This is a genomic window from Pseudomonas sp. fls2-241-TYG-175, assembly GCF_030209155.1.
GTDB classification, from domain to species: domain Bacteria; phylum Pseudomonadota; class Gammaproteobacteria; order Pseudomonadales; family Pseudomonadaceae; genus Aquipseudomonas; species Aquipseudomonas viridiflava.
Map to the genome: position 1 here is coordinate 69,133 of NZ_JARVSO010000004.1, position 25,458 is coordinate 94,590.

The 25,458-nt window shown below is 59.3% G+C and carries 25 protein-coding genes; 14 read left to right on the forward strand and 11 right to left on the reverse strand.

What is annotated here, in order from left to right; translation table 11 throughout:
- Nucleotides 1-9 precede the first annotated feature (9 nt).
- Both QRN20_RS03970 and QRN20_RS03975 read left to right on the forward strand, forming a co-directional pair.
- Nucleotides 10-1,188, forward strand: a complete 1,179-nt coding sequence (locus QRN20_RS03970) for a vWA domain-containing protein (protein WP_004879282.1) — start codon at nt 10-12, stop codon at nt 1,186-1,188.
- 194 nt (nt 1,189-1,382) lie between these two features.
- The gene (locus tag QRN20_RS03975) at nt 1,383-2,105 is read left to right on the forward strand and encodes a WbqC family protein (RefSeq protein WP_162999625.1); all 723 of its coding nucleotides are present in this window, start codon (nt 1,383-1,385) and stop codon (nt 2,103-2,105) included.
- Between the two features lie 167 nt (nt 2,106-2,272).
- Here QRN20_RS03975 and QRN20_RS03980 read toward each other — a convergent pair whose 3' ends face one another.
- From QRN20_RS03980 to QRN20_RS03990, 3 genes are all read right to left on the reverse strand, one after another.
- Nucleotides 2,273-2,797, reverse strand: a complete 525-nt coding sequence (locus QRN20_RS03980; protein WP_043305119.1) for a DUF2937 family protein — start codon at nt 2,795-2,797, stop codon at nt 2,273-2,275.
- Nucleotides 2,798-2,836: 39 nt separating this feature from the next.
- Nucleotides 2,837-3,625: a class II glutamine amidotransferase gene (locus QRN20_RS03985; RefSeq protein ID WP_025994934.1), complete on the reverse strand. Its 789-nt coding sequence runs from the start codon at nt 3,623-3,625 to the stop codon at nt 2,837-2,839.
- Between the two features lie 76 nt (nt 3,626-3,701).
- Entirely contained in the window at nt 3,702-4,184 is a 483-nt protein-coding gene (locus QRN20_RS03990; protein WP_004879273.1) for a hypothetical protein, read from the reverse strand.
- A gap of 134 nt (nt 4,185-4,318) precedes the next feature.
- Between QRN20_RS03990 and QRN20_RS03995 the strand changes: the two genes are divergently transcribed.
- From QRN20_RS03995 to QRN20_RS04025, 7 genes are all read left to right on the forward strand, one after another.
- Complete coding sequence (locus QRN20_RS03995; RefSeq protein WP_058432582.1) at nt 4,319-6,379, forward strand: S9 family peptidase; 2,061 nt, start codon at nt 4,319-4,321, stop codon at nt 6,377-6,379.
- A gap of 82 nt (nt 6,380-6,461) precedes the next feature.
- Nucleotides 6,462-6,938: a cyclic nucleotide-binding domain-containing protein gene (locus tag QRN20_RS04000; protein WP_029241650.1), complete on the forward strand. Its 477-nt coding sequence runs from the start codon at nt 6,462-6,464 to the stop codon at nt 6,936-6,938.
- Between the two features lie 66 nt (nt 6,939-7,004).
- On the forward strand, nt 7,005-7,379 hold the full coding sequence (locus tag QRN20_RS04005; protein ID WP_024686287.1) for a YajD family HNH nuclease: 375 nt from the start codon (nt 7,005-7,007) through the stop codon (nt 7,377-7,379).
- Nucleotides 7,380-7,660: 281 nt separating this feature from the next.
- Nucleotides 7,661-9,424 carry a copper resistance system multicopper oxidase gene (locus tag QRN20_RS04010; RefSeq protein ID WP_122518851.1) on the forward strand — a complete coding sequence of 588 codons (1,764 nt, stop codon included), beginning with the start codon at nt 7,661-7,663 and terminating at the stop codon, nt 9,422-9,424.
- Complete coding sequence (locus QRN20_RS04015; RefSeq protein ID WP_421668903.1) at nt 9,421-10,314, forward strand: copper resistance protein B; 894 nt, start codon at nt 9,421-9,423, stop codon at nt 10,312-10,314. Before QRN20_RS04010 ends, QRN20_RS04015 begins: the two co-directional genes overlap by 4 nt.
- A gap of 49 nt (nt 10,315-10,363) precedes the next feature.
- Entirely contained in the window at nt 10,364-10,864 is a 501-nt protein-coding gene (locus QRN20_RS04020) for an RNA methyltransferase (RefSeq protein ID WP_025994929.1), read from the forward strand.
- A gap of 77 nt (nt 10,865-10,941) precedes the next feature.
- Nucleotides 10,942-11,322 (forward strand): YgaP family membrane protein, encoded by a 381-nt coding sequence (locus tag QRN20_RS04025; protein ID WP_004879258.1) that lies wholly within the window; start codon nt 10,942-10,944, stop codon nt 11,320-11,322.
- Nucleotides 11,323-11,326: 4 nt separating this feature from the next.
- Here the strand turns inward: QRN20_RS04025 and QRN20_RS04030 are convergent, their stop codons facing one another.
- Nucleotides 11,327-11,776 (reverse strand): YcgN family cysteine cluster protein, encoded by a 450-nt coding sequence (locus QRN20_RS04030; protein ID WP_004879255.1) that lies wholly within the window; start codon nt 11,774-11,776, stop codon nt 11,327-11,329.
- A gap of 212 nt (nt 11,777-11,988) precedes the next feature.
- Here QRN20_RS04030 and QRN20_RS04035 point away from each other — a divergent pair, with 212 nt between their 5' ends.
- Entirely contained in the window at nt 11,989-12,582 is a 594-nt protein-coding gene (locus QRN20_RS04035) for a nitroreductase family protein (protein WP_025994928.1), read from the forward strand.
- Between the two features lie 139 nt (nt 12,583-12,721).
- Here the strand turns inward: QRN20_RS04035 and QRN20_RS04040 are convergent, their stop codons facing one another.
- The 5 genes from QRN20_RS04040 to QRN20_RS04060 form a co-directional block, all read right to left on the reverse strand.
- Complete coding sequence (locus tag QRN20_RS04040; RefSeq protein ID WP_025994927.1) at nt 12,722-13,654, reverse strand: D-2-hydroxyacid dehydrogenase; 933 nt, start codon at nt 13,652-13,654, stop codon at nt 12,722-12,724.
- A gap of 70 nt (nt 13,655-13,724) precedes the next feature.
- The gene (locus QRN20_RS04045; protein WP_025994926.1) at nt 13,725-14,018 is read right to left on the reverse strand and encodes a YcgL domain-containing protein; all 294 of its coding nucleotides are present in this window, start codon (nt 14,016-14,018) and stop codon (nt 13,725-13,727) included.
- The gene (rnd, locus tag QRN20_RS04050; RefSeq protein ID WP_088235772.1) at nt 14,015-15,148 is read right to left on the reverse strand and encodes a ribonuclease D; all 1,134 of its coding nucleotides are present in this window, start codon (nt 15,146-15,148) and stop codon (nt 14,015-14,017) included. The genes QRN20_RS04045 and rnd overlap by 4 nt, the downstream gene beginning before the upstream one ends.
- 141 nt (nt 15,149-15,289) lie before the next feature.
- A complete protein-coding gene (locus QRN20_RS04055) occupies nt 15,290-16,930 on the reverse strand; it encodes a phosphoethanolamine transferase (RefSeq protein WP_029241655.1) in 1,641 nt (546 codons plus the stop codon).
- Nucleotides 16,931-17,169: 239 nt separating this feature from the next.
- Nucleotides 17,170-18,861: an NAD-dependent malic enzyme gene (locus tag QRN20_RS04060; RefSeq protein ID WP_057410772.1), complete on the reverse strand. Its 1,692-nt coding sequence runs from the start codon at nt 18,859-18,861 to the stop codon at nt 17,170-17,172.
- Nucleotides 18,862-19,154: 293 nt separating this feature from the next.
- On the opposite strand from QRN20_RS04060, the gene QRN20_RS04065 reads away from it, so the two are divergent.
- Both QRN20_RS04065 and QRN20_RS04070 read left to right on the forward strand, forming a co-directional pair.
- The gene (locus QRN20_RS04065) at nt 19,155-19,802 is read left to right on the forward strand and encodes an HAD-IA family hydrolase (protein ID WP_122417853.1); all 648 of its coding nucleotides are present in this window, start codon (nt 19,155-19,157) and stop codon (nt 19,800-19,802) included.
- A 104-nt stretch (nt 19,803-19,906) separates the two neighbouring features.
- Nucleotides 19,907-20,473 (forward strand): manganese catalase family protein, encoded by a 567-nt coding sequence (locus QRN20_RS04070; RefSeq protein WP_096766574.1) that lies wholly within the window; start codon nt 19,907-19,909, stop codon nt 20,471-20,473.
- A gap of 68 nt (nt 20,474-20,541) precedes the next feature.
- On the opposite strand, the gene gvpU is transcribed toward QRN20_RS04070, so the two are convergent.
- Nucleotides 20,542-21,012: a gas vesicle accessory protein GvpU gene (gene gvpU, locus QRN20_RS04075; RefSeq protein WP_025994920.1), complete on the reverse strand. Its 471-nt coding sequence runs from the start codon at nt 21,010-21,012 to the stop codon at nt 20,542-20,544.
- A 332-nt stretch (nt 21,013-21,344) separates the two neighbouring features.
- On the opposite strand from gvpU, the gene QRN20_RS04080 reads away from it, so the two are divergent.
- On the forward strand, nt 21,345-22,715 hold the full coding sequence (locus QRN20_RS04080) for a GntT/GntP/DsdX family permease (RefSeq protein WP_043305432.1): 1,371 nt from the start codon (nt 21,345-21,347) through the stop codon (nt 22,713-22,715).
- 34 nt (nt 22,716-22,749) lie between these two features.
- Here the strand turns inward: QRN20_RS04080 and QRN20_RS04085 are convergent, their stop codons facing one another.
- Nucleotides 22,750-23,943 carry a XylR family transcriptional regulator gene (locus QRN20_RS04085; RefSeq protein ID WP_122408856.1) on the reverse strand — a complete coding sequence of 398 codons (1,194 nt, stop codon included), beginning with the start codon at nt 23,941-23,943 and terminating at the stop codon, nt 22,750-22,752.
- 163 nt (nt 23,944-24,106) lie between these two features.
- On the opposite strand from QRN20_RS04085, the gene xylA reads away from it, so the two are divergent.
- A complete protein-coding gene (gene xylA / locus QRN20_RS04090; protein WP_122417854.1) occupies nt 24,107-25,423 on the forward strand; it encodes a xylose isomerase in 1,317 nt (438 codons plus the stop codon).
- Nucleotides 25,424-25,458 lie beyond the last annotated feature (35 nt).

Sequence of the window (25,458 nt, forward strand, 5' to 3'; positions counted from 1 at the left end):
GCGACAGCCATGCTGCTCAACCTGTTCAACGAAATGCGTGCGGCCAAGGTGCCGGTGTCCCTGCGCGAGTTGCTGGACCTGATCAATGCGCTGAAACAGCGGGTCATTTTTGCCGACATTGACGAGTTCTACTTTCTGGCGCGCACGATTCTGGTCAAGGACGAGCGCCATTTCGACAAGTTCGACCGGGCGTTCGGTGCCTACTTCAATGGCCTGGAAAAGCTCGACGATCACTTGCAGGCGCTGATCCCTGAAGACTGGCTGCGCAAGGAGTTCGAGCGTTCTCTGAGCGAAGAAGAGCGGGCGCAAATCCAGTCACTGGGCGGCCTCGACAAGTTGATCGAAGAGTTCAAGAAACGTCTGGAAGAACAGAAGGAACGCCATGCCGGTGGCAATAAATGGATCGGCACCGGTGGCACCAGCCCGTTCGGCTCGGGCGGTTACAACCCTGAAGGCATCCGGGTCGGCGACGCTGGTGAACGCAAGGGCAAGGCCGTCAAGGTCTGGGACCAGCGCGAGTACAAGAACCTGGACGATCAGGTGGAACTGGGCACGCGCAATATCAAGGTTGCCTTGCGCCGCCTGCGCAAGTTCGCTCGTCAGGGCGCAGCGGACGAGCTGGACATCGACGGCACCATCGACCACACCGCCCGCGATGCCGGCCTGCTGAACATCCAGATGCGCCCCGAGCGGCGCAATACCATCAAGTTGCTGCTGCTGTTCGACATCGGCGGCTCGATGGACGCACACGTCAAGGTCTGCGAAGAGCTGTTCTCGGCCTGCAAGACCGAGTTCAAGCACATGGAGTATTTCTACTTCCACAATTTCGTGTACGAATCGGTGTGGAAGAACAACCTGCGCCGCGGCTCGGAGCGGACCTCGACCCAGGACCTGCTGCACAAGTACGGCGCGGACTACAAAGTGATCTTCATCGGCGACGCTTCGATGGCGCCTTACGAAATCACCCAGCCCGGCGGCAGTGTCGAGCACTGGAACGAAGAAGCAGGCTATGTGTGGATGCAGCGTTTCATGGCCAAATTCAAGAAGATCGTCTGGATCAATCCTTACCCGAAAGACACGTGGGGCTACACAGCCTCGACCCATATCGTCCGCGATCTGGTGGAAGACCACATGTATCCGCTGACACTCCGCGGCCTGGAAGAAAGCATGCGCTACCTGGCCAAATAAGCGGATGTCAGTGTAAAAAAGCCAGTCATCGACTGGCTTTTTTCAACCCGACCAACAGCACGTTCATTTTGTAACTTCGAACTACGCTCAGGTTTCTGACATCCATTCAGACGGTCATGTGCTGACTGAGTAAGTCGTTCTGCCGTTACTCCATCGTTTTGCCTGAGCAACCGTCGCGACTTCGCGGGTTACTTATGATTGAAACGCTCGGGATCATGCAACCTTATTTTTTTCCGTATATTGGTTACTTCCAGCTTATTGCCGCAGTGGAGCGCGGACTGGTCTTCGACATCGTCAAATACAAACGCAAGAGCTGGATGAACCGCAACCGGGTACTGGACGGCTACGGGGGGTGGCAGTACATAAAGGTCCCGGTCAGCGCCAGAGACGGGACGCTGATCAAGGACGCCACGATCACCGATTGCAGCGCCGCCCACACACGCATCAGAAACCAGCTGGAACACTATCGCTGCAAGGCGCCGTACTTCAGGCAGGTGATACAGTTGATCGACCTTACCTTCGACTCACCGGACATTACTCATATCAGCGATTTGAATACACGCTCATTGAAAGTGGTGTGTGATTATCTGGGTCTGCCGTTCAACTGGAAAGCCTGTTCCGAGATGAAGTTTGACTTGCCAGTCATTGAGCATGCAGGACAGTGGGCACTGGAAATCAGCACCTTGATGGAAGCTCGCCAATATATCAACGCCACGGGCGGCCGCGATATATTTGTTCCTGGCGAATGGCAGGAACGCAGTATCGAACTTCGCTTCCTGGAGCCCTCTTCACTCAGTTATAACGTGGTGGCACCTTTCGACTTTATCGAGAATCTTTCGATACTGGACGTTTTGATGTGGAACGATCCTGAAACAGTGCTGGCTTATATACGCAATGAAACAAGGGCCGCCCCATGATCGGCCCAGCAGCATCACCCATGTTTCATGTGTTTTACAGTTTGATGCGGTTCTGCTCAGCCGACGGCTCGCCAAGGGCTGCGCAGATACGCTGGACGCCGACATCACAGTTCAATAACAGGCTGCCCATGGGCTTTCTCCTGTTTGGGTGAGAACCAGACTGACGCCTAGCGCCAGTCCCTTTCCAGCTGCGGCTTGCGACGTCCGCCGTTCACGACCCAGCCGAGCAACAGCACAAGGCTTTCGATCATCAGCGCCAGCAGCAATGCGCTGATGATGCCCCAGGCGATGACTTCAGGGGCCAGCAGGACTTGCCAGGTGTAGCCGTTGAAGGTCTCGCGACGGATATCGGGATCGGACGAAGTGGCGACATAGAAGGCCCGCGAATACCACGGTCCCTGCAGCCCCAGCCACTGACGCTCCAGCACGTGGGTGCGGGTCAGCAAGGTCTCGATGTTATCGGCATCGCTACGAAACACCGGATCCTCACTGCTGCGGTAATGCTGAATCAGCGCCTGGATATCACCCTTGAAGAACTGCGCAGCGGTGTTGTTGTAGCCCTTGATCGCTTGCTGGGCTTCGATCAGGTGCGCTTCTACACGCTTGCTGTAGTCACTGATGAAGCCGGGCACTTGAACGCCGAACAGCAGACCCGCCGTGAACAGGACCAATCGCAGATAACTTCGCAGCATGAACATCCCTCTTGCGTTGAATTCCGTGTGACCGTGCGCTTATGGCATGACCGGTTCGGTCGAACCCTTGCAGACACATTCGCCCTTGCGCCACAGACTCCACTGGCCCGGCTCGTAAGCGTTCCAGTTTTCGTTCGCGGTCAACGGCTCGGTGGCAATGACTGTGACCACATCATGCGGCGTGGTTTCCGCCTGAAAATCGACAATCACGTCAACGTCCTTCAATCGGGCCGGACCGAAGGGTGCGCGTCGGGTGATCTGGACCAGTTTGGTGCTGCAGAAGCAGAACAGCCAGTCGCCGTCGCTCAACAGGCAATTGAACACGCCTTTGCTGCGGTATTCGGTGCAGGCCTGGATCAGCGTCGGCAGCAGTTGCTCGACTTCGACCGGCTCGGGAAACGCTTCACGCACACGGTTGAGCAGGTCGCAGAATGCCGCTTCGCTGTCAGTATCACCCACGGGTCGATAGAAGGTGACACTCGGACTGAATTCGGCCAATTGGCCGTTGTGAGCGAAACACCAGTTCCGGCCCCACAGCTCGCGCACGAAAGGATGCGTGTTGGACAGGCAGACCTTGCCGACGTTGGCCTGACGAATGTGGCCAATCACGACTTCGCTTTTGATGGGGTAACGTTGCACCAGTTGCGCGACTTCCGACTCGCAGCTGGCGGCCGGGTCCTGAAAAAGGCGCAGGCCTCGGCCTTCGTAGAAAGCAATGCCCCAGCCGTCACGATGCGGGCCGGTCTTGCCGCCCCGCTGCATCAGCCCGGTAAAGCTGAAAACGATGTCGGTCGGGACATTGGCGCTCATGCCCAGTAGTTCACACATGTTCAGGTTCTCGCTTCAGGACGTTTTGCAGCAGTCATGCGCTGCACGTTGCAGCGCAGGCCAACGAAGCGGGACGCTACAGACGCGGCTCGACCCGTGCGCCGCGTGCCGACGTGGCAGGAGACGGTGCAGCGGGCTTGCGAGCGTAACGCTCGTCACTGGCAAACGGATCGTCTTCGGCGTCTGTATCGACAGGTTCTGCAACCGGCGCGGGTTGACGCGCCTTGCGGCTTCTTTCGATCGGCCAGCGAATGAGCACGAACAGCAGGTAAGCACCGAAGGCGAACATGCCGTACATCGCCAGATCGGAAACGGCGGTCCAGACGTTACTGCCTACCTTGAACATCAGGTCCAGCGCAGTGATGGCAACTGCCGGAGCGTAAGCGTCCTTGAGAGGATCAACCAGCGTCGGTGTGAGCAGCAACACGGCGGCGATGACACGCAGCGGCTCCTTGAGGTAGCGCCACATCCAGCCGGTCATCAGAAACCATACCAACAGGCAGCCCAGCGCGGCGAAGGCGTAGAGGCTCCAGGCGATCAGATAGTCGTTCTCGGTCATGTCGTCCGTTGGCAAGGCAGGTAAAGAGGCGCTTATGATAACGGCTTTTCACTGGCCCGGCTTGCCTGGGTTGTTCAATCGGCGCAGCGTGTCTTCATAATTCATCTGATTGCCACTTTAAAAGAGAGCCCCGCATGTCCTTTTCGAATGCCACCTCACGCGCCCCGATCGCTCGCAAGGCCGAAGGCTCGGATCCCTACGCCTGGCTGCAGAACCGCGACACCGAAGAGGTGCTCGACTATCTGAAAGCTGAAAACCAGTACCAGGAAGAGCAACTGGCGGACCAGCGCGCGCTGCGTGAAACGCTGTTTCAGGAAATCAAAAGCCGGATTCTGGAAACCGACCTGTCACTGCCCTCGCCCTGGGGTCCGTATCTGTATTACACGCGCACCACAGAGGGCGACGAGTACGCACGCCACTACCGTTGCCCGCGTCCGGCGGACGACTCGAACACAGTCGACGAAAGTCGGGAAGAACTGCTGCTGGACCCCAACGTGCTGGCCGACGGCGGATTCTTTTCACTCGGCGCTTTCAGCATCAGCCCCGACCATCAGCGCCTCGCCTACAGCCTGGACACCAGTGGCGACGAGGTTTATCTGCTCTACGTCAAGGAACTGAGCAATGGCCAGGTCAGCAGCCTGCCGTTCGAGGATTGCGACGGCAGCATGACCTGGGCCAACGACAGCCAGACGCTGTTCTTTGGCGAGCTGGACGACACGCATCGTCCCCACAAGCTGTATCGCCACACACTCGGTAACGGGACCGCTGACCTGGTGTTCAGCGAGCCGGACGGCCGCTTCTTTCTGCACTGCTTCCGCACCAGTTCCGAACGTCAACTGGTGCTGCTGCTGAACAGCAAGACCACCAGCGAAGCCTGGGTGCTGGACGCCGAGCATCCCGAGCAGGCTTTCGTCTGCCTCGCGCCACGCGTCGAAGGCCATGAATACTTTCCTGATCACGGCCTGCTCGATGGCATCTGGAGCTGGTTCATTCGAAGCAACCAGAGCGGCATCAATTTCGCGCTGTACCACGCTCCCGAGAAGGCGACCGGCGTTCCGACCCGTGATGACTGGCAGACGCTCATCCCGCACAGCGATTCGGTGATGCTCGAAGGCGTCGGCCTCAACGCAAGAGGTCTCAGCCTGAGCTTGCGCGAAGGCGGCCTGCCGATCATCGAAATCCGCCCTCAGGATCTGCCCGCCTATCGGGTGCAACTGCCAGACGCGGCGTACAGCCTTTACGTGCAGGACTCGCTGGAGTTCGACAGCCCGCGGATTCGCCTGCGTTACCAGTCGCTGAACCGTCCGCCGCAGGTCCGGCAGCTGGAGCTGGCAACCGGCGAGCAGGTTGTGCTCAAGGAAACGCCGGTGCTGGGCACCTTCGATGCCGATGCCTACGTCAGCCAGCGCCTGTGGGCGACTGCTGCTGATGGAACCCAGGTGCCGATCAGTCTGGTGGTCAAACGCGAATTGGCCGGTCAGGCGACGCCGCTTTATCTGTACGGCTACGGTGCCTACGGCGAAAGTCTGGACCCATGGTTCTCCCACGCTCGCCTGAGCCTGCTGGACCGGGGCGTGGCGTTCGCCATCGCGCATGTGCGCGGCGGCGGAGAGTTGGGTGAAGCCTGGTATCGCAACGGCAAGCAGGAACACAAACAGAACACCTTCGGTGACTTCATTGCCTGTGCCGAACACCTGATTGCCGAGGGGCTGACCCGCTCCGAGCAACTGGTGATCAGTGGCGGCAGCGCGGGCGGCCTGTTGATGGGCGCGGTGCTCAATCAGCGTCCGGACCTGTTCAAGGCGGCGATTGCCGAAGTGCCGTTCGTGGACGTGCTCAACACCATGCTTGATCCCGAGTTGCCGCTGACCGTCACCGAATATGACGAATGGGGCAACCCGCAGGAGTCCGAGGTCTACGAGCGCATCAAGGCCTACGCGCCTTATGAAAATGTCAGCGCCCAGGCGTATCCGGCCATGCTGGTGATCGCCGGTTACAACGACAGCCGTGTGCAGTATTGGGAAGCGGCCAAGTGGGTCGCGAAATTGCGGGCCACGAAGACCGACGACAACCTCTTGCTGCTCAAAACCGAACTGGGTGCCGGGCACGGCGGGATGAGCGGCCGCTATCAAGGCTTGCGCGATGTGGCGCTGGAATACGGATTCATCTTCAAGGTATTGCAAACCGGCGAATGAACTTGGCATCCAACGCCTGTCTTACTAGCATCGGGGGCAAGGATCTGCCCCCCTCACTGAAGCCTGAACACAAGACCGAACCATGTCAGAACAACTGTCCAACCTGAACAACGCCATACGCGACATGCTGCTGGACTGCGGCCTGTTCGACACCCTGTTGCCGAGCGATTTCCTCGCCGTGGCGGGCTACTTCAGCATCACCGACATCGAAAAGGGCGAAGCAGTGTTTGCCGAAGGTGATGCCGGAACGTTCATGTGCATCATCCATCAAGGCACGGTGTCCGTGCAGAAGCTCAACAGTGAAGGCCAGCAGGTCGAAATCGCCACCCTGCGCCGTGGCCGGGCATTCGGCGAGATGGCGGTGCTGGACGGCGAACGTCGTTCGGCCAGCTGCATCGCGGCGACCAGTTGCCAGTTATTGAACCTGGGGCGCGACTCGTTGGACAAGATGCTCGATGAAGCACCGAAGATCGCCGCCAAGATCATTCGCGCCCTGGCCATTTCGCTGTCGCGACGTCTGCGCATGGTCGACGGCCAATTGCTCTCGCAACAGGTGTGAGTTTGTTCATCCGGCGCTAAACTTGCCGATATTCCGCTTTCAATGCGCACACGAACAGGTGACACCATGAGCACGGCCAACCCGCCTTCCAACACTGCCAAGCTGGACCGTATTCTGGCCGACGCCCAGCGCGACCGCGAAATGGGCTACCGCGACAAGGCCCTGCGCATGTATCCGCATGTCTGCGGGCGCTGTGCCCGTGAGTTCGCCGGCAAGCGCCTGAGCGAACTGACCGTTCACCACCGCGACCACAACCACGACAACAACCCGCAGGACGGCTCAAACTGGGAACTGCTCTGCCTGTACTGCCACGACAACGAACACTCCCGTTATACCGATCAGCAGTACTTCTCCGACAGCTCCCTCAGCTCGCCGAAAGCGTCCAAGGCGACGCACAACCCGTTTGCTGCGCTGGCAGGGTTGATGAAAAAGGACGAGTGACGGGAACGGCTGCCCTGGTCGTTCACAAAGCATCTGCGTCATCAGACCCATTTGGGACGCAGAGCGTCCTGGGATGCATGCCCACGCAGAGCGTAGGCACGATCATCGTCTATTCCTCGCACTGATCGTTCCCACGCGATGGCACGATCAGTGGTGAGGCGGATTTGACGTGGCGCAACCTGACTGAAATGTAATCCCCTCGCCTTCCGCCTTGTGGCATCTTTTCGCCAGATCCGCAGGCTGTCCGGCCTGCGCCGAACCGACCGAACGGATACGCCATCATGCTTCCCGGAACTTCAAGACGCACCTTCGTGAAAGGACTGACCGCAGGGGGTCTGCTGGGCGGGCTCGGGCTCTGGCGCAGTCCGGTCTGGGCCGCGCCGCGTCAAGGTGAATTGCTGGAACTGTCAGGCACTGAATTCGAGCTGCTCATCGGCGAAACTCCCGTCAACCTCACCGGCAGCCCGCGCACCGCCATGACCGTCAACGGCGGCCTACCCGGCCCTCTGCTGCGCTGGCGCGAAGGCGATACCGTCACGCTGCGGGTGAAGAACCGGCTCAAGGACAACACGTCCATTCACTGGCACGGCATCATCCTGCCCGCCAACATGGACGGCGTTCCCGGCCTGAGCTTTGACGGCATCGCCCCGGACGGCCTGTACGTTTACCGTTTCAAGGTCAGACAGAACGGCACCTACTGGTACCACAGTCACTCGGGCTTTCAGGAACAGGCCGGGGTCTACGGGCCGCTGATCATCGACGCCAAAGACCCGGAGCCGTTCAGCTACGAGCGCGAGCACGTCGTCATGCTCACCGACTGGACGGATGAAGACCCGACGCGCTTGATGAAAAAGCTCAAGAAGCAGTCCGACTACTACAACCAGAACAAGCGCACCGTGGGCGACTTCATCAACGATGTCAGCGACAAGGGCTGGAGCAAAACCGTTGCAGACCGTGCGATGTGGGCGCAGATGCAGATGGATCCGACCGATCTGGCTGACGTCAGCGGCGCCACTTACACCTACCTGATGAACGGCCAGGCGCCGGACATGAACTGGACGGGCCTTTTCAAACCGGGCGAGCGAATCCGTCTGCGCTTCATCAACGGCTCGTCCATGACCTACTTCGATGTGCGTATTCCCGGCCTGAAGATGACTGTCGTTGCCAGCGACGGCCAGCACGTCAAACCGGTGAGCGTCGACGAGTTACGCATCGCAGTGGCCGAAACCTTCGACGTGATCGTTGAACCTGCCGACGGCGCCTACACGCTATTCGCCCAGTCGATGGACCGCAGCGGTTTTGCGCGAGGCACACTCACCAGCAGGCCAGGCATGAAAGCAGATGTGCCGTCCCTCGACCCGCGCCCATTGTTGAGCATGGACGACATGGGCATGGGCGGCATGGATCATGGTGCAATAAACCACGGCAGCATGAATCACGACAGCATGCAGGGCATGGACCACAGCCAGATGGGTCACGACATGCAAGGCATGGATCACAACGCCATGCCCACGAACACCCCACAGTCGCACCCGGACAGCGAAACCGACAACCCGCTGGTCGACATGCAGGCCATGAGCACCTCACCCAAACTCGAAGATCCGGGTATCGGCCTGAGAAACAACGGCCGCAAGGTACTGACCTACGCCGACCTGTACAGCACGTTCGACGACCCGGACGGCCGCGAGCCGAGCCGCACGATCGAGTTGCACCTCACCGGTCACATGGAGAAATTCGCCTGGTCGTTCGACGGCGTGAAGTTCTCCGATGCAGCGCCCCTGAAACTCAAATATGGCGAACGAGTTCGTGTGGTGCTGGTCAACGACACGATGATGACGCATCCGATCCACCTGCACGGCATGTGGAGCGATCTGGAAGACGAGCACGGCAGGTTCAAGGTGCGCAAACACACCATCGACATGCCACCGGGCTCAAAACGCAGCTATCGCGTGACCGCCGATGCCCTCGGGCGCTGGGCGTATCACTGCCATATGCTTTATCACATGGAAATGGGCATGTTTCGCGAAGTGCGGGTAGAAGAATGAAGACTCAAATGTTGACCCAGGTTCCGGGCCACCCTCGCCTGCCGATGGTGCTGATGGGCCTCGGCATGATTCTAACGGCGCAGGCCAGCGCTGCCGACATGCAGGGCATGGACCACGGGATGGATCACTCCAGCCACGCCATGCCAGAGACAAAACCAGTGCAGTCCACGCCCGACCAGAGTCGAACGCCGATTCCGGCTATCACCGATGCAGACCGGGCGGCGCTCTATACCAGCCACGACGGGCATCAGGTACACGACGCAGCCATCAATTCCTACTTTCTGGCCGAGAAGCTGGAATGGCAGAACGCAAACGACGGCAGTGCGCTGGCCTGGGATCTGTCCGGCTGGATTGGTGGCGACATCGACAGGCTGGTGCTTCGCTCGGAGGGCGAACGCGTGAACGGCAAGACCGAGGAAGCGGAACTGCAGGCGCTATGGGGACACGCTGTCACCTCGTCGTGGGACGTGGTCGTCGGTGCGCGCCAGGATTTCAAACCAGGCGCTCCACAGAGCTGGGCGGCGTTTGGCGTGCAAGGCTCGGCGATTTCCGATCTCGACGTTCAGGCCACCGCCTTTCTCGGTGAAGCCGGCCAGAGCGCTGCACGGCTTGAGGGCGATTACGACCTGACGCTGACCAATCAACTGATCCTGCAGCCCACTGCCGAAATCAACGCCTATGGCAAGGACGATCCGCAGCGCGGCATCGGCTCCGGCCTGTCGAGCACTGAACTCGGGCTGCGGCTGCGCTACGAACTGCGTCCGGAGTTTGCGCCTTACATCGGCGTGACCTGGAATCGTACCTACGGTAAGACGGCCGACTATGCCCGAGAGGAGGGTGAGGACGTCAACGACGCGCGGCTGGTGGTTGGGGTACGCATGTGGTTCTGACGCCGGGCAGTCTTGTATAATCGGCGGTTTTCCCCAGAGCACCCTTCCTGTGGCCAACAAACGTTATGCCTGCATCGGTCTGTACAACCCCAAGTCCCCGGAAAACGTCGGCTCCGTGATGCGCGCCGCTGGCTGCTACGGCGTGGCTTCGGTGTTCTACACCGGCAAGCGTTACGAGCGGGCGCGGGACTTCATCACCGACACCAAGAAGATCCATCAGGACATCCCGCTGATCGGCATCGAAGACCTCAAGAGCATTCTGCCGCTGGGTTGCATCCCAGTGGCCGTCGAGCTGGTCGACGGTGCCAGGGCGCTGCCGGAATACACGCATCCTGACCGGGCGCTGTATATCTTCGGCCCGGAGGACGGTTCGCTGGATCAGGACATTCGTGACTGGTGCGAAGACGTGGTCTACATCCCCACCGAGGGTTGCATGAATCTGGCAGCCACGGTCAATGTCGTGCTGTACGACCGTATGGCAAAGGGTATCAATACCCGCTCCGGCCCGCAGTTCGGTCGTGAGAAGGTCGATCCGTCCAGCGAAGGTTGAAGCAAAAGCATTGAACCAGTCTCGCTGGCGGGCAGTCAGTTTCTCTGAACCGACTTACACCACTCTGGAGAGCCACCATGCGCGACACCCCGATTATCGAGCGTATCGACACACCCGAGCCGTTTCAGCCGCATCCCGATCAGAACGTCCAGGGCTGGGAGCGTATCGGCTCGCTGGCAGGCGGCGTCCTGATGATGGGTAAAGGCGTGCGTCGCGGCGGATTCCTGGGTCTGATTCAACTGGCCATTGGCGGCGCGGTTCTGGCACGCGGCATCACCGGTCACTGTTCGGCCAAGAGCCTGATGGAAAAAGGTCGCAGCGACCTGCAAAGCGCACGCTCCACCATCGAACGTGCCGGCGCAGAGCTGAGCGAGCTACAAGCCAATGCCGAGAAAGCCGTGAAAACCGCGACCGTCAACGGCATCGACGCACTCACCGAGCCCAAGTCCGGCGTCTGATCACTCAGCCCGCACGAAAGATCAGGTGATCCTCCCAGTCGTCCTCGGCCACGCTCAGCTCACTGAGCATGCGTCCTGACTGGGAGATACGCTCGTGATGTACCGCATCGCGATCACCGCATACCAAGTGATGCCAGAGCGGCAAGTCCTTGCCCTCGCTCACCAGCCGATAGCCACAGGTCGGCGGTAACCATTTGAATTCATCTGCCTGACCGGGCGTGAGCTGAATACAGTCCGGCACCGAAGCACGGCGGTTTTCGTAGTCCGAACACTGGCAGGTCTTCAGGTCCAGCAGCTTGCAGGCGATACGCGTGTAATACACGCTGTTGTCTTCTTCATCTTCCAGCTTTTGCAGGCAGCACAATCCGCAGCCATCGCACAACGACTCCCACTCGGTGCTGTCGAGCTGGTCGAGTGTCTTGCGGATCCAGAAGGGTTCAACTTTGGCGGCCATGGTTCGGACAACGGTATCGGCTGTGGAAAAGGCCGCCAGTCTAGTGGCACATCGAGTGCGGGCCAAGCACTTGCGACTGCCGGTAGCGAAGCCCTTGTCAGCAGGAAGGCAAAACAGTAGCGTTAGAGCGCTTTCAATGCGCCTACGCGATGCCTGCCGACAACGGCCCATCGAGTCACGCTCCCTTTGCCCTTCTCTTCTTCAGGACTCTCATGAGCACAAACTCTCGCGTCGCAGAACATGCCATCGACCCGCAATTCACCGAGCGCTGGTCGCCCCGCGCCTTTACCGGCGAAAGCATTCCCGAGGAAACCCTGCTGAGCTTTTTCGAAGCCGCACGCTGGGCACCTTCGGCCTACAACTCGCAGCCGTGGCGGTTTCTGTACGCGCGTCGCGATACGCCGAACTGGGAGCGTTTCCTGACCCTGCTGAACGAGTTCAACCGCGGCTGGGCACAGCATGCTTCGGCACTCGTGATTGTCATCTCCAAGACCACCTTTACCGCACCCGGCGCGACCGAAGAAGGCCCGGCGCTGTGGCACACCTTCGACACTGGTTCTGCGTGGGGTTATCTGGCGCTGCAGGCCAGCCTGAGCGGCTGGCATACCCACGGCATGGCCGGGTTTGATCAGGATCTGACCCGCAAGGAACTGAAAATACCCGAAGGCTATGCCCTGCATGCCGCCGTTGCAGTGGGCAAACTGGGCGACAAGTCGACCCTGCCTGAATACCTGCAAGGCCGCGAAGCCCCAAGCCCGCGCCTGCCGGTTGCACAGCTGGTGGCAGAAGGTGATTTTTCGCTGTAAGGGAATCTGGCGCCTCTGTCCTGGACGCGGAGCGTCCTTAGAGGCATTCCCACGCAGAGCGTGAGGAACGATCCTGGTCCGTATGCTGATCGTGCCGACGCTCTGCGTCGGCATGCAGCCCGGGACGCTCTGCGTCCCATCAATACCCGCGTGAAAAATCCACTTCCCCGCGCAACGCCTCACCGGCGTTGAACGCTTTCAGGTTTTCGACGAACAGGTCGGTCATGGCCACCGGTGATGTCGGTGCGGAGCTGTGTCCGGTCAACAGCAGGCCATAGGCCGTCCAGAACGGATGACGCTGGGGCAACGGCTCCTGCCGGCAGACGTCAATCACAGCCCCCGCCAGATGCCCTTCCTTCAGGGCTTCAACCAGATCGGCATCGACCACGGCTGCGCCACGTCCAACGTTGAGGAACAACGCTGTAGGCTTGAAGCTGGCAAACAGCTTGGCGTCATACAGGTCCTGAGTGTCAGGCGTATTGGGCAGCAGGTTGATGACGTAATCCATGTCGCCAACCAGATTGTCGATATCGGTCAGCGCCGACACCTCGACAAAAGGCGCCTGGGTACGCGCCTCGGAGGCCACACCGAACACCTGCACACCGAACGGCACCAGAAACTCGGCCACGCGCTGACCGATATCACCGGCACCGACGATCAGCGCCTTGCGTCCGGCCAGGCTCTGGCCCGGACGATTGTCCCACTTGCGTTCGACCTGACTCATCAGACGCGCCAGCACTTCACGCTCGTGACCGAGCATGTACGTCAGCACAAACTCAGCCATGACCTGCCCGAAGATCCCAACGGCACGGGTCAGGCGATAGTCACGGGAAAGGCCCGGGATCAGCAGCGGCGTGATGCCCGCCCAAGTGGATTGCAGCCACTGGGGTTTGTGCCCCTGGCGCAGCAGGTTGGCCATCAGATCGGGCTGTCCCAGCCAGACCGGACAGTCGCTGGCCATGCGGGACAGCTCAGCCGAATCGCCGCTGCTCAGGACTTCCAGATCAGGCGCAGCCTTGCGCAGCAACTGGGTGTAAAGGGGGTAATCGTGCTCGGCAATCAGGACGCGCATGCTTCAGAAACCTTAAAAACGGGACAGACGACCCACGCCAGACGCGGGCCGCTTCAAACGTGGAGACCGATCACATCGGATCGTTGCGACGCAGCAGCTCTTCGGGCAGATGCTCGATGTACTCATCTTCGGCCGGTGGCATCTGCAAGTGATAGCCCTGAGCGTCGAGGTTTTCCAGCACCTTGTGGATGTCCTCACGCGCCAGCGCCCGCTCGGGGCTGAGCACCAGATCGAACGCGTGATGCGGCGTGCCAAACGCGGCCAGCAGTTCTGGCGGTACACGCTTGAGCACGTCGCTTTTCAGGACATACAGGTACATTTCATTCTTTTTCGGACTGCGGTAGATCGAGCAGATACGCTTCAAGGCTGTTCTCCCGGCGTTGCCAGGCTGTCGAGCAGCGCCTGGCCCATCAGTTCGCGACGCCAGCCACGCAGCGAATCAGGCAATTGGTAAGGACCATCGGGGTAGCCGCTCTTGAGCAGGGCTTCGAGGGTCTTCTTGCGCAACATCAGCTCGGGCGCCATGTCCAGTCGTTCGGCGAACTCCTGGCCAATGGCACGCAGGCGCTTGAGCGAACCGGCAGCATCGACAGGCAGAGGCTCGGGCAACGCCGGTGGCCACTCTTCGGGCGGCACGCTGGCGGCGGTCTTGATCAGTTCGAGCAGGAATTCGCCATCCTGACGCACGGTGCGCGGGTGCATGTCTTCGATGCGGGCCAGCGCGCCGAGGTTATCCGGCTGGGTCTTGGCCAGCGGCCAGAGCGAGTGTTCACGCACGATGCGGTTGCGCGGCACGTTGCGGGCACGGGCCTGCACTTCGCGCCAGGCACACAAGCCACGCAATACTGCCAACTGGGCACGGGACAGCTTCCAGGCCAGCTTGGCTTCGCGATAGACCTCATAAGGATCGATTTCACGACGCAGGTTGGCAACCAGCTCCGCGCCATCCTCGAGCAGCCACGCGAACTTCTCGTCGGAAAGACGCGGACGCAGGATCGTGAACAGCTCGGCAAGATGCACCGCATCTTCGGCGGCATAACTGATCTGGGTCTCGGACAGCGGACGCTGCAGCCAGTCCGAACGGGTCTCGCCCTTGGGCAGGTCGATGTTGAGGACTTCCTGCACCAGACGCGAGTAGCCCATGGAAAACCCGAGGTTCAGGTAGGCGGCTGCCAGCTGGGTGTCGAACAGCGGAACCGGCAGGCTGCCGGTCAGGCGCAACAGCACCTCGAGGTCTTCGCTGCACGCGTGAACGACCTTGATGACGTCAGGGTTCTCAAGCAGCGCAGACAGCGGCGCCCAGTCGTTGATCAACAACGGATCAATCAGCCAGGCACGCGAGCCGTCGCCGATCTGCAGCAAGGCAGCGATGGGGTAAAAAGTGTCGACCCGCATGAATTCGGTGTCGAGCGCAACGAACGGCAGAGACTGCCACTGAGCGCAATGCAGGGCGAGGCTGTCGTCGTCGCGAATCCAGTGAATATCGATGGCCACACGGCTCTCCCTTGAACAATGGCGCGCAGTATATATCGCCGCCGGGTGTTATCGCGCATCTGTCGTCCCGGTCATGCGCATCTTGATGAAAATGATTGCAGTAATGCCGCAAACCCGAGGCTGACTGCGCAGTGATCGGCCTCATTGAGCGCTGGCTGCCACCTCGCTGCGGCAGCCGGCAAACAGGTCCAGCGCGGGGTTGTAGACCTTGGTGTCGACTTTCAACAGGCCCAACATGGAATGAAAGAGATTGTCCTGGCTGAGCGGCGTATTGCGTTCCTTGGCCAGGCATTGTGGCGTGACCGCGTAAGAACGCTGGTAGCTTTCCGACAGCCAGATGAGCATGGGCACATGTTTTTGCTGGTCAGGCGCCAGCAGATACGGCGTGCCGTGCAGAAACAGGTTGTATTCGCCCAGCGATTCGCCATGGTCGGACAGATAGATCATCGCGGTGTCGACCTTGTCCTGATGGGCGCGCAATACGTCGATCAATTTCGATAGCACGTGGTCGGTGTACAGCAGCGTGTTGTCGTAGCCGTTGACGATACTGTCGCGGCTGCAGTTGTTCAGCGCGTTGCTTTCACACACCGGCGTGAATTTTTCATATTCCTTCGGATAGCGCTTGTAGTATTCCGGCCCGTGACTGCCCATCTGGTGCAGGACCAGCACCGTATCCTTGTCCAGACTGTTGATGAAGCCTTCCAAACCCTGCAGCAGAATCTCGTCGCGGCATTCGTGGTTATTGCACAGCAGCGGGTCCTTCAGATTGCTGACATCCTGAAAGGCGACACGATCGCAGGTGCCTTTGCAGCCGGCCTGGTTGTCGCGCCACACCACTTGGATTCCGGCGCGCTGGAGCACATCCAGCAGCCCTTCCTGATTATGGGCCTTAGTGCCGTCGTAATCCTTGCGCCCCATGTTGGAAAACATGCACGGCACTGACACAGCCGTTTCGGTGCCGCACGAATACACGTCGGTAAACGCCACGAGGTCGCGCTCGTTGCTCAGGTTGGGTGTGGTATTTCGCCCATAACCCAGGATGCCGAAGTTTTCGGCCCTCGCACTTTCACCGACCACCAGTACGGTCAGTGACTTGCGGGTATGCGCGGCCATTTCTGCAGGGCGCTTCGCGTCCTCGCCGAGCTTGACGAACGGCCGTCGGGCAGACATGACCTGCTCATTCAGATAACCCACCGATGCGCCAATATAGTTGCTGGGCACCACCATCAGGCGAAGTTCATGGTGGTTGCGAAACAGTGAAGAAAGCCCTTGGTAGTTGGCCAGTGCAGCCCCCCCGATGGCGAGACTGCAAACGACGCCCACGACCAGTTTGCTGAACAGTTCACGGTGCCAGCGGCGGTAATTGATCGGGGTTTTCCACAATAGCAGGGACGGCAGGATGCCCAGTAAAAGGATGTAGCCAATCAGCTTGAGAGACAGCAGGCCCTGTACCTCGGTGACATTGGTTTCGGCAAAGTTGCGAAACATGCCTGCATCGATCATCACACCGTATTCGGTCATGAAATAGGCGACGCCTGCGCTGATCATGAACATCAGAATCAGCACGGGTTTCAAGACGCGTCTGAACGCCACCAGCGTCAGGCATATATTGAACACACAGAAGAGCATGACGACGAAGGCCACGCGCATTGCGATGCCTTTAGTGTCAGAGCTGGTGATTGCAATCAGATGCTGCCAGAGATTGAGATTGAAGAACGACAGTAAAAAAACGCTGGCCAGTAATGTGACGGCCTCTGGTCTGACACTTCTGATTTTCGACATCGCACTCTGCTTATCTGATTGATATGTACCGGGTGATACCTGAGCCCGCCAACTTCCCCGGTCGGGCGGACTGTAAGCAGCGCCCTATCAATTTTATGTGAAAAGTGTGCGAACGCCCGGTTGGATTAAGTTTATTTCACGGCGAGACAGGCAGGATTCAGGCAAACCGCTGATTACCCTCATAAAAAAACGCCCCCGCAAGCAGGCTTGCGGGGGCGTAGTTGACACCTTCCAGTCAATCAGACCGAACGGCGGCGATAGGCCCGGTAGTCCGGCAGCCAGAAGTTGCGTTCGATAGAGGCCAGCAACACCTCTTCGGTGGTTTCCAGCGCCAGCCCTTCAGCCTGAGCCTCTTTGGCGACTGCCAGCGCGATCTTGCGGCTGACCTGCTGGATTTCCTTGAGCGGCGGCAGCACCGCGTCGCCCTGCCCTGTCACCATCGGCGAGCATTCGGCCAATGCGTTGGACGCCGCCATCAACATGCGATCAGTGATGCGCGTGGCTTTACAGGCCACTACGCCCAGACCGATGCCAGGAAAGATGTAAGAGTTGTTGCACTGTGCGATATGCACGGTGCGTCCGTTGATCTCGACCGGAGCGAATGGACTGCCGGTGGCGACCAATGCGTTGCCGTCGGTCCAGCGCAGGATTTCTTCCGGCGTGGCTTCGACCTTGGAGGTCGGGTTCGACAGTGGCATCACCAGCGGTTTGGCGCAGTGCTTGTGTACTTCGCGAATGACCTGCTCGGTGAACAGACCCCGCTGGCCCGACACACCGATCAATACGGTGGCGCCAGCGTGGGTGACCACGTCGAGCAGCGTCGGGAACGCGTCGGAGCCCGAGATCCAGCCAGACACGTCGGCCGTCTTCTGCGCCAGACGTTTCTGGAAGTCCAACAGGTTGTCCATGCCATCGGTCAATAGGCCAAAGCGATCGACCATGAAGATGCGCTGACGGGCTTCGCTTTCGCTCAGGCCTTCGATCTGCATCGCCGCGATGATGTGCTCGGCGATCCCGCAACCGGCGGAACCTGCACCGACAAACACGACTTTCTGCTGCCCGAGGCTTTCACCCTTGGCCTTGCAGGCCGCCAGCAAGGTGCCCACGGCGACCGATGCGGTGCCCTGGATGTCGTCGTTGAAGCAGCAGAGCTCGTCACGGTATTTCTCCAGCAACGGCATCGCATTGGACTGGGCGAAGTCCTCGAACTGCAACAGTACGTCCGGCCAGCGACGCTGGACAGCATCGATGAACAGGGCGATGAAGTCTTCGTACTCCTTGCCCGACACGCGCTCGTGACGCCAGCCCATGTACATCGGGTCATCGAGCAGTTCGCGATTATTGGTGCCTACGTCGAGCACGATCGGCAGGGTGTAGGCCGGGCTTATGCCACCGCAGGCGGTGTATAGCGACAGCTTGCCAATCGGGATGCCCATGCCGCCGATACCCTGATCACCCAGGCCAAGAATGCGCTCGCTGTCGGTAACCACGATAATCTTGATGCGGTCCTTGGTGGCGCTGCGCAGGATATCGTCGATGCGGTCGCGTTCAGGGTAGGAGATGAACAGGCCGCGGTGCGTGCGGTAGATCTTGGAGAATTCCTGACAGGCCTGACCAACCGTCGGGGTGTAAATGATCGGCAGCATTTCGTCCAGATGCGAGTCCAGCAGCCGGAAAAACAACGTTTCGTTGTTGTCCTGAATCGAGCGCAGGTAGATATGTTTGTCCAGATCGGTCGCACATTGCTTGTACTGACTGTAGACCCGGGTGACTTGCTCTTCGATCGTCTCTACGTTCTGCGGCAGCAGCCCGATCAAATTGAATTCGACCCGCTCTTGCGGGGTAAAGGCACTGCCCTTGTTCAGCAGGGGCATTTCCAGCAGTGAAGGTCCTGCGTAGGAAATATACAAAGGTCGCGAAGTGTTGGTCATTTTTTCTAATCGCCTTTTTCGTCTACTCATTGATTCTGTGCGTCGACCGGGGCGGGCAGCCTGGCTTTTCTTCTTTTCTTTATGTGCCAGTTCTTTCAGGCCATACCGGACAGGATTCGGTGTTTTAAGTCAGGGCCACATCTTACTCGCCTGAAGGCCGATTGCGGCATTTTGTCACGCAGAGAATGGCAAGATGATGCTACCGGCTCAACAAACAGACATGCTTTCGCGCCTTGCGCAGAGATGGCGCTGCCGGGCATCTTTAACGCTCATTCGATGATTGCGAGACCAGCATGCCTGACCATAAACCCTTCGCCGCCTTTCTGTTCGACATGGACGGCACCCTGCTCAATTCCGTGATTGCCGCCGAGCGCGTGTGGGCGAAGTGGGCACAGAAACACGGGCTGGATGTGGACCGCTTCCTGCCGACGATTCACGGCGTAAGAAGCATCGACACGGTCCGCAAGCAGAACATTCCAGGGATCGACGTGCAGCAGGAAGCGGATGCCATTTCACAGGCCGAGATCGAAGATGTGGAAGGTGTGGTCGCCATAGAAGGCGTGGCTGATTTCCTGGCCTCGTTGCCCGCCGACCGCTGGGCAGTCGTCACCTCCGCCCCGCTCGCGCTGGCGCAAGCGCGCATGAAAGCTGCAGGTCTGGCACTGCCTGAAGTCGTCATCACCGCCGAGGATGTGACGCAGGGCAAACCTGCGCCGGATGGATTTCTGCTCGCAGCACAGCGGCTGGGCGTGGAACCCGCGCAATGCCTGGTGTTCGAGGACGCGCCGGCCGGTATCGCGGCGGGCAAGGCTGCGGGCGCGCGAGTGGTAGTGATCACGGCGGCTCATCTGCATCCCTACGAAGCACAGGACTGGAGCTTGCCCAATTATCTGGGCCTGCAGGTCAGTATCGAGAACGGACAACTCACTTTGATTTCCTGACGCGTGCAGCGGGTCGGCTCACTGATCGAAAATACTGAACCATGGTTTTCACTATCGGCTCAGAAATAGCGAATACGAGAGGTATCTGATTATTGGAGACAAGCATGTCCGACCCAACGAGTAACACATTCATGTCCAATCTCGCGTTCTTCGACCTCCTGCTTGAACAGTTCAGAGGTGCTGAAGGCGAGCTGCCGATGGCAACGGCCTATCTGAGCCAGGCGATTACTGAAGATGATCCTGTCCACAAGGCAGCGCTCATCCGGATCGCCAAGGAAAAGATCAAGAATGCACGGGTTCTTGCGTCGATTCTGCTGGAGCTGGCCAAAGGTCACACATCGAATCTTTCCGGTGGACCTGACAGCGCCGATTTCGGTGCCTTGCTCAAGGGCAAGGGGATTATCAGCAACCCACTGGAAGCGACTGAAGCTTCGGCAGAGCAGATGGACGACAATCCGCAGCAACCCTCAGACAAAGTTCCTGACGCCGCGCAGCTTGGTCACTATCTGCGCTCGAACATTGCCACAGAGGAAAAGCAGATAGCCGTGTATGAGCAACTCACGTCACTCACTTCAGACACACACTTCATCAGCGCCCTTAATCAAGCCAAACGGCGTCAGGTGAAGCACCTGAATGAATTCGAAGCGATGCTGAAAAAAATCAGACGCTGAGCGATCCATCACCAGAGGCCCCGGTATTACCGGGGCGTTGTGCACTGTCTGGAAACTCCCAAAAAGCGCTACTTCTTGGCGATCAGGCCGATGGTGAACCCATCTACCGCAGCAATCCTGCCACGCCACAGGACTCCGGATTCGCAAATCGGATTTCCGTCGCTTGAGTAGGTCTGGCAATCCTTGAGGTGAATAAAGTGAAAGGCGGGTGTGTCTTCGGAGGAGTCGCCAGGCTTGAACGAAAGGATCATTTCCTTCATCGAGGCGTCGGCACCGTTCGCAAACTGGCTAAACGGAGCGGAAATGTCCTCGGCCAATTGTTCGAAATAGGCATCATGGGAAATAAGATTACCTGACACAAGATTGCCACCGACCGTCAGGGTGACGCCCATTTCGACTTTGGTGTTGGCAACAAATTTGACCAGCCACTGCAGCAGCCAATCGATCTGCTTGCCCTGCCACTTGATCTGGGCAACGACATCGTCGTGGTTCTGGTTGGGAGAAGGTTGCGCTTGCTGGGTTTGATCGACGTCCGACATCTGAAAGCTCCTGGCTTCACATAACGTGAACCCAAGGTATAGATCACATCGGCTGAAAGCGAAACCCGGACAGCAGGTAATTCCTCTTTGCATCGCGATACATCACGCATCACTTGAACTGGCGAGTTGGGAAATTACATCAGGACAGTCTCGACACTCGATTTTCCTGCCATTGCACAACCGCGACTTCAGCCAAAACCTGTGAAAAATTAACTGCGACACAACGCCGCATTCGGGTATCGTTTGATAAATTGCAACAAATTGTATCAATACCCGCCAGGCAAGCCTTGGCCAGAACCCGTATAGAAACCGATTGATAAGGGGGGTCCGCGTTGGATCTGTCGTCTGCTGCCTGGGTGTTTCACGACACCCGTCTGATTGTCTGCTGCCTGATTGCAATCGCTACGATCATCGTGTTGATCAGTGCCACCAAACTCCCGCCTTTTCTGTCGATTCTGGTCGGTACGTTCATCGCCGGGATAGGCGCAGGGCTGCCCGCCGAAGCCGTCGCCAAAGCGTTCAGCAAGGGCGCGGGTGGTATTTTGGGCGAGGCCGGCATCATCATCGCCCTGGGTGCCATGCTCGGCGCACTGATGGCCGAGTCCGGGGCTGCGGACCGCATCGCATCTACCCTGCTCGGCCTGGGCAAGGGCAAGATGCTGCCGTGGGTCATGGCTGTGGTGGCGATGGTCATCGGCCTGCCGCTGTTCTTCGAAGTCGGCCTGGTGATGATGGTGCCGATCATCTTCGTCATGGCGCGCCAGTCGGGTCAGCCATTGCTGAAGATCGCCATCCCGGCGCTGGCCGGTATGACGACGCTGCACGCGCTGATGCCTCCCCATCCCGGTCCGCTGATCGCGGTCAGTGCGCTGCACGCCGATCTGGGGCTGACCATGCTGCTGGGGCTTTGCGTCGCGATTCCCGCAGTCATTCTTGCAGGGCCCCTTTACGGTAACTGGCTGTCAAAACGCATGCACATCGAAGAGCCTGCCGATCTGGGCAAGCTGTTCAGCGCCAAGCCTGACGTCAGCCGCCAGCCAGGCTTTGGCACGTCGTTGCTGATCATTCTGTTGCCGGTGATTCTGATGCTGGGCAGCACACTGGCCAAAGTGGCGATGGAGCCCGAAAGCAGCGTTGCGCTGACCTTGAAATTTCTCGGTGAACCGCTGGTTGCACTGAGCATCGCCGTGCTGGCGGCAACCGTGTGCCTGGGCTGGGCCAATGGTCTTTCTCGTGAACACGTCGGCGGCACCTTGCGCAAAAGCCTGGCGCCGATTGCCGTGTTGCTGCTGACCATCGGTGCCGGTGGAGGCCTGAAGCAAACGCTGCTGGATGCGGGTGTCAGCCAGACCATCAGCAAAGTGGCCGAAGGCGCGCACATGCCGTATCTGCTGCTGGCCTGGCTGATTGCCGTTGCGCTGCGCCAGGCCACCGGCTCCGCCACCGTGGCAACGACTACGACAGCAGGCATCCTGGCTCCGATGATGGCAGGTCTTGCCCCTGTCGAGGCCTCGCTGGTGGCGCTGGTGATCGGCGCAGGCTCGGTGTTCTTCTGCCACGTCAACGATGCAGGGTTCTGGATGGTCCGCGAATATTTCGGCCTGCAGCTGAAACAGACGCTGTGGGTCTGGTCGGTGCTGCAGACCATCGTCTCGGTGGTCGGACTGGTGGGCACGTCGCTGCTGTGGTATTGGCTGACGTAAGAGATGACGGTATGACCGCTCAGCTTGTGCCATGTCAGACGGACACCAGCCTTTCATTCCCACCCTGCTGATACTCCCTCGGCGTGCAGCCGAACTCGCGGCGGAACACGGTGTGCAGGTACTGCGCCGAGGTGAAGCCGCAATCGCGGGCAATGTCGGCAATGGCCGAATCGGTATTCTCCAGCCCGCTGGCCGCTGCGGCGAGCTTGAAGCGCAGGATTTCGTCGTGGACGCTGCAGCCCCGCACCTTGCGAAAGTGCGACTCCAGCGAAGAGCGCGAAATTCCGACATAGGCTGCCACCTGCGCAGTCTTGATGCCTTGGCACGCGTACTGGCGGATGAACAGCAGCGCCTGCATCACGTATGGATCGCCCAGAGGTTGGTGCAGGCTTGAAGCCTGAACGTTGATCGCATCGGGTGGTATCAGAATCTGCGTCCCGGCGGACGGCATGCCGTGCAGCATTTGATGCAGCAGGTGCGCAGCCGTCCGGCCCATGGTTTCGGTGCCCTGGATCACCGAACTCAGCGGCACTCGGGTCAGAGTGCGGGTCAGCGGGTCGTTGTCGATGCCGATCAGCGCCACCTGCTCCGGCACGGCAATGCCCGCTGTCAGGCAGGCTTGCAGCAACTGTCGGGCGCGGGCATCACTAACCGCGATGATGCCAATCGGCTTGGGCAGGCTTTGCAGCCAGGCGATCTGCTGCTCGACGGCGCTGTCCCAGAGCGGCGCGCTGGTGCCCATGCCACGATAGATATCGACGTGCAGCCCGTCGCGCTGCAGCAGCCTGCGAAACGCCTTCTCACGCTCCTGCGCCCAGCGATTGGCCTGTGACTCCGGCAGGCTGAAGCAGGCGAAACGGGTCAGCCCCGCTTCTATCAAGTGCTCGTACGCCAGCTTCATCAGCGCGTCATTGTCGGTCGCGACGTAAGGAATCCCCTTCGGATACGCTCTGGCGTCCTGATAACTGCCGCCCACGGCCACGACAGGCAACTTGATCCCGGCCAGCGCCTCGCCAATCAACGGATCGTCGAAGTCGGCAATGATCCCGTCACCCTGCCAGCGCTCGATACCACGCAACCGACAAAGGAAGTCCTCCTCAAGGAAAAGGTCCCAGGACGCACGGGTGCTGCTCAGGTAATTGCCGATGCCGCTGATGATGCCGCGGTCGTAGATCTTGCTGCCATTGAACAACAGGGCAATGCGGTGAACAGGAGGGACGGTCTTCATTGTTTTTATAGTGATCCGGTAGCGGAGCCATGAGCTGAGACTAGGCGCGTGGTCGCCATATCTCAACTCAAAATCGCACTGCCTGTTGGTGACTTTCATAATCCATGGCGACAGGGCCATTGCTAGTATCGGAAAACCGCCAAGAACAATAAGGAACACGCCCATGTCGTACTTCCCCACTGTCGACAGGATCGTTTATGAAGGTCCTGCCAGCGATTCGCCCTTTGCTTTCCAACACTACGACGCCGACAAGCTGATCCTCGGCAAACCCATGCGCGAGCACCTGCGCATGGCCGTCTGCTACTGGCATACCTTCGTCTGGCCAGGCTCGGACGTATTCGGTGCAAGCACCTTCAAGCGCCCCTGGCAGCACGCCGCAGGCCCGATGGAGCAAGCCATCGGCAAGGCTGAAGCGGCCTTCGAGTTCTTCTCCAAGCTGGGCATCGACTACTACTGTTTCCACGACACTGACGTGGCGCCGGAAGGCAGCTCGCTGAAGGAATACCGCAACAACTTCTCGCAGATGATCGATCACCTGGAGCGCCATCAGGAAGAGACCGGCATCAAACTGCTGTGGGGCACAGCCAACTGTTTCAGCAACCCGCGCTTTGCCGCCGGAGCCGCCAGCAACCCGGACCCTGAAGTGTTCGCCTTCGCCGCCGCTCAAGTGTTCAGCGCCATGAACGCCACCCAGCGCCTCAAAGGCTCGAACTACGTACTGTGGGGCGGCCGCGAAGGCTATGAAACCCTGCTCAACACCGACCTCAAACAGGAACGCGAACAACTGGGCCGCTTCATGCGCATGGTGGTCGAGCACAAGCACAAGATCGGTTTCAAGGGCGATCTGCTGATCGAACCCAAGCCGCAGGAGCCGACCAAGCATCAATACGATTACGACAGCGCCACGGTTTTCGGTTTCCTCCAGCAGTTCGGCCTGGAGAACGAGATCAAGGTCAACATCGAAGCCAACCACGCAACCCTCGCCGGGCATAGCTTCCACCACGAAATTGCCACGGCGGTCTCGCTCGGGATCTTCGGCAGCATCGACGCCAACCGCGGCGATCCGCAGAACGGTTGGGACACAGATCAGTTTCCAAACAGTGTCGAAGAAATGACCCTCGCCACGTACGAGATTCTGAAAGCAGGCGGCTTCAAGAATGGCGGCTTCAACTTCGACTCCAAGGTTCGTCGCCAGAGCCTGGATGAAGTTGATCTGTTCCACGGCCATATCGCGGCCATGGATGTCCTGGCCCTGTCACTGGAGCGTGCAGCCGCGATGGTGCAGAACGACCAGCTTCAGAAATTCAAGGATCAACGCTACGCAGGTTGGCAGCAGCCGTTTGGCAAAGCTGTGCTGGCGGGCGATTTCAGCCTGGAGTCGCTGGCGCAGAAAGCGTTCGCCGACGAACTGAATCCTCAGGCAGTCAGCGGTCGACAGGAGATGCTCGAAAACGTGGTCAATCGGTTCATCTACCGCTGATCAAACGCTGTAATGGCTAGACTTTGGAGAGAGCT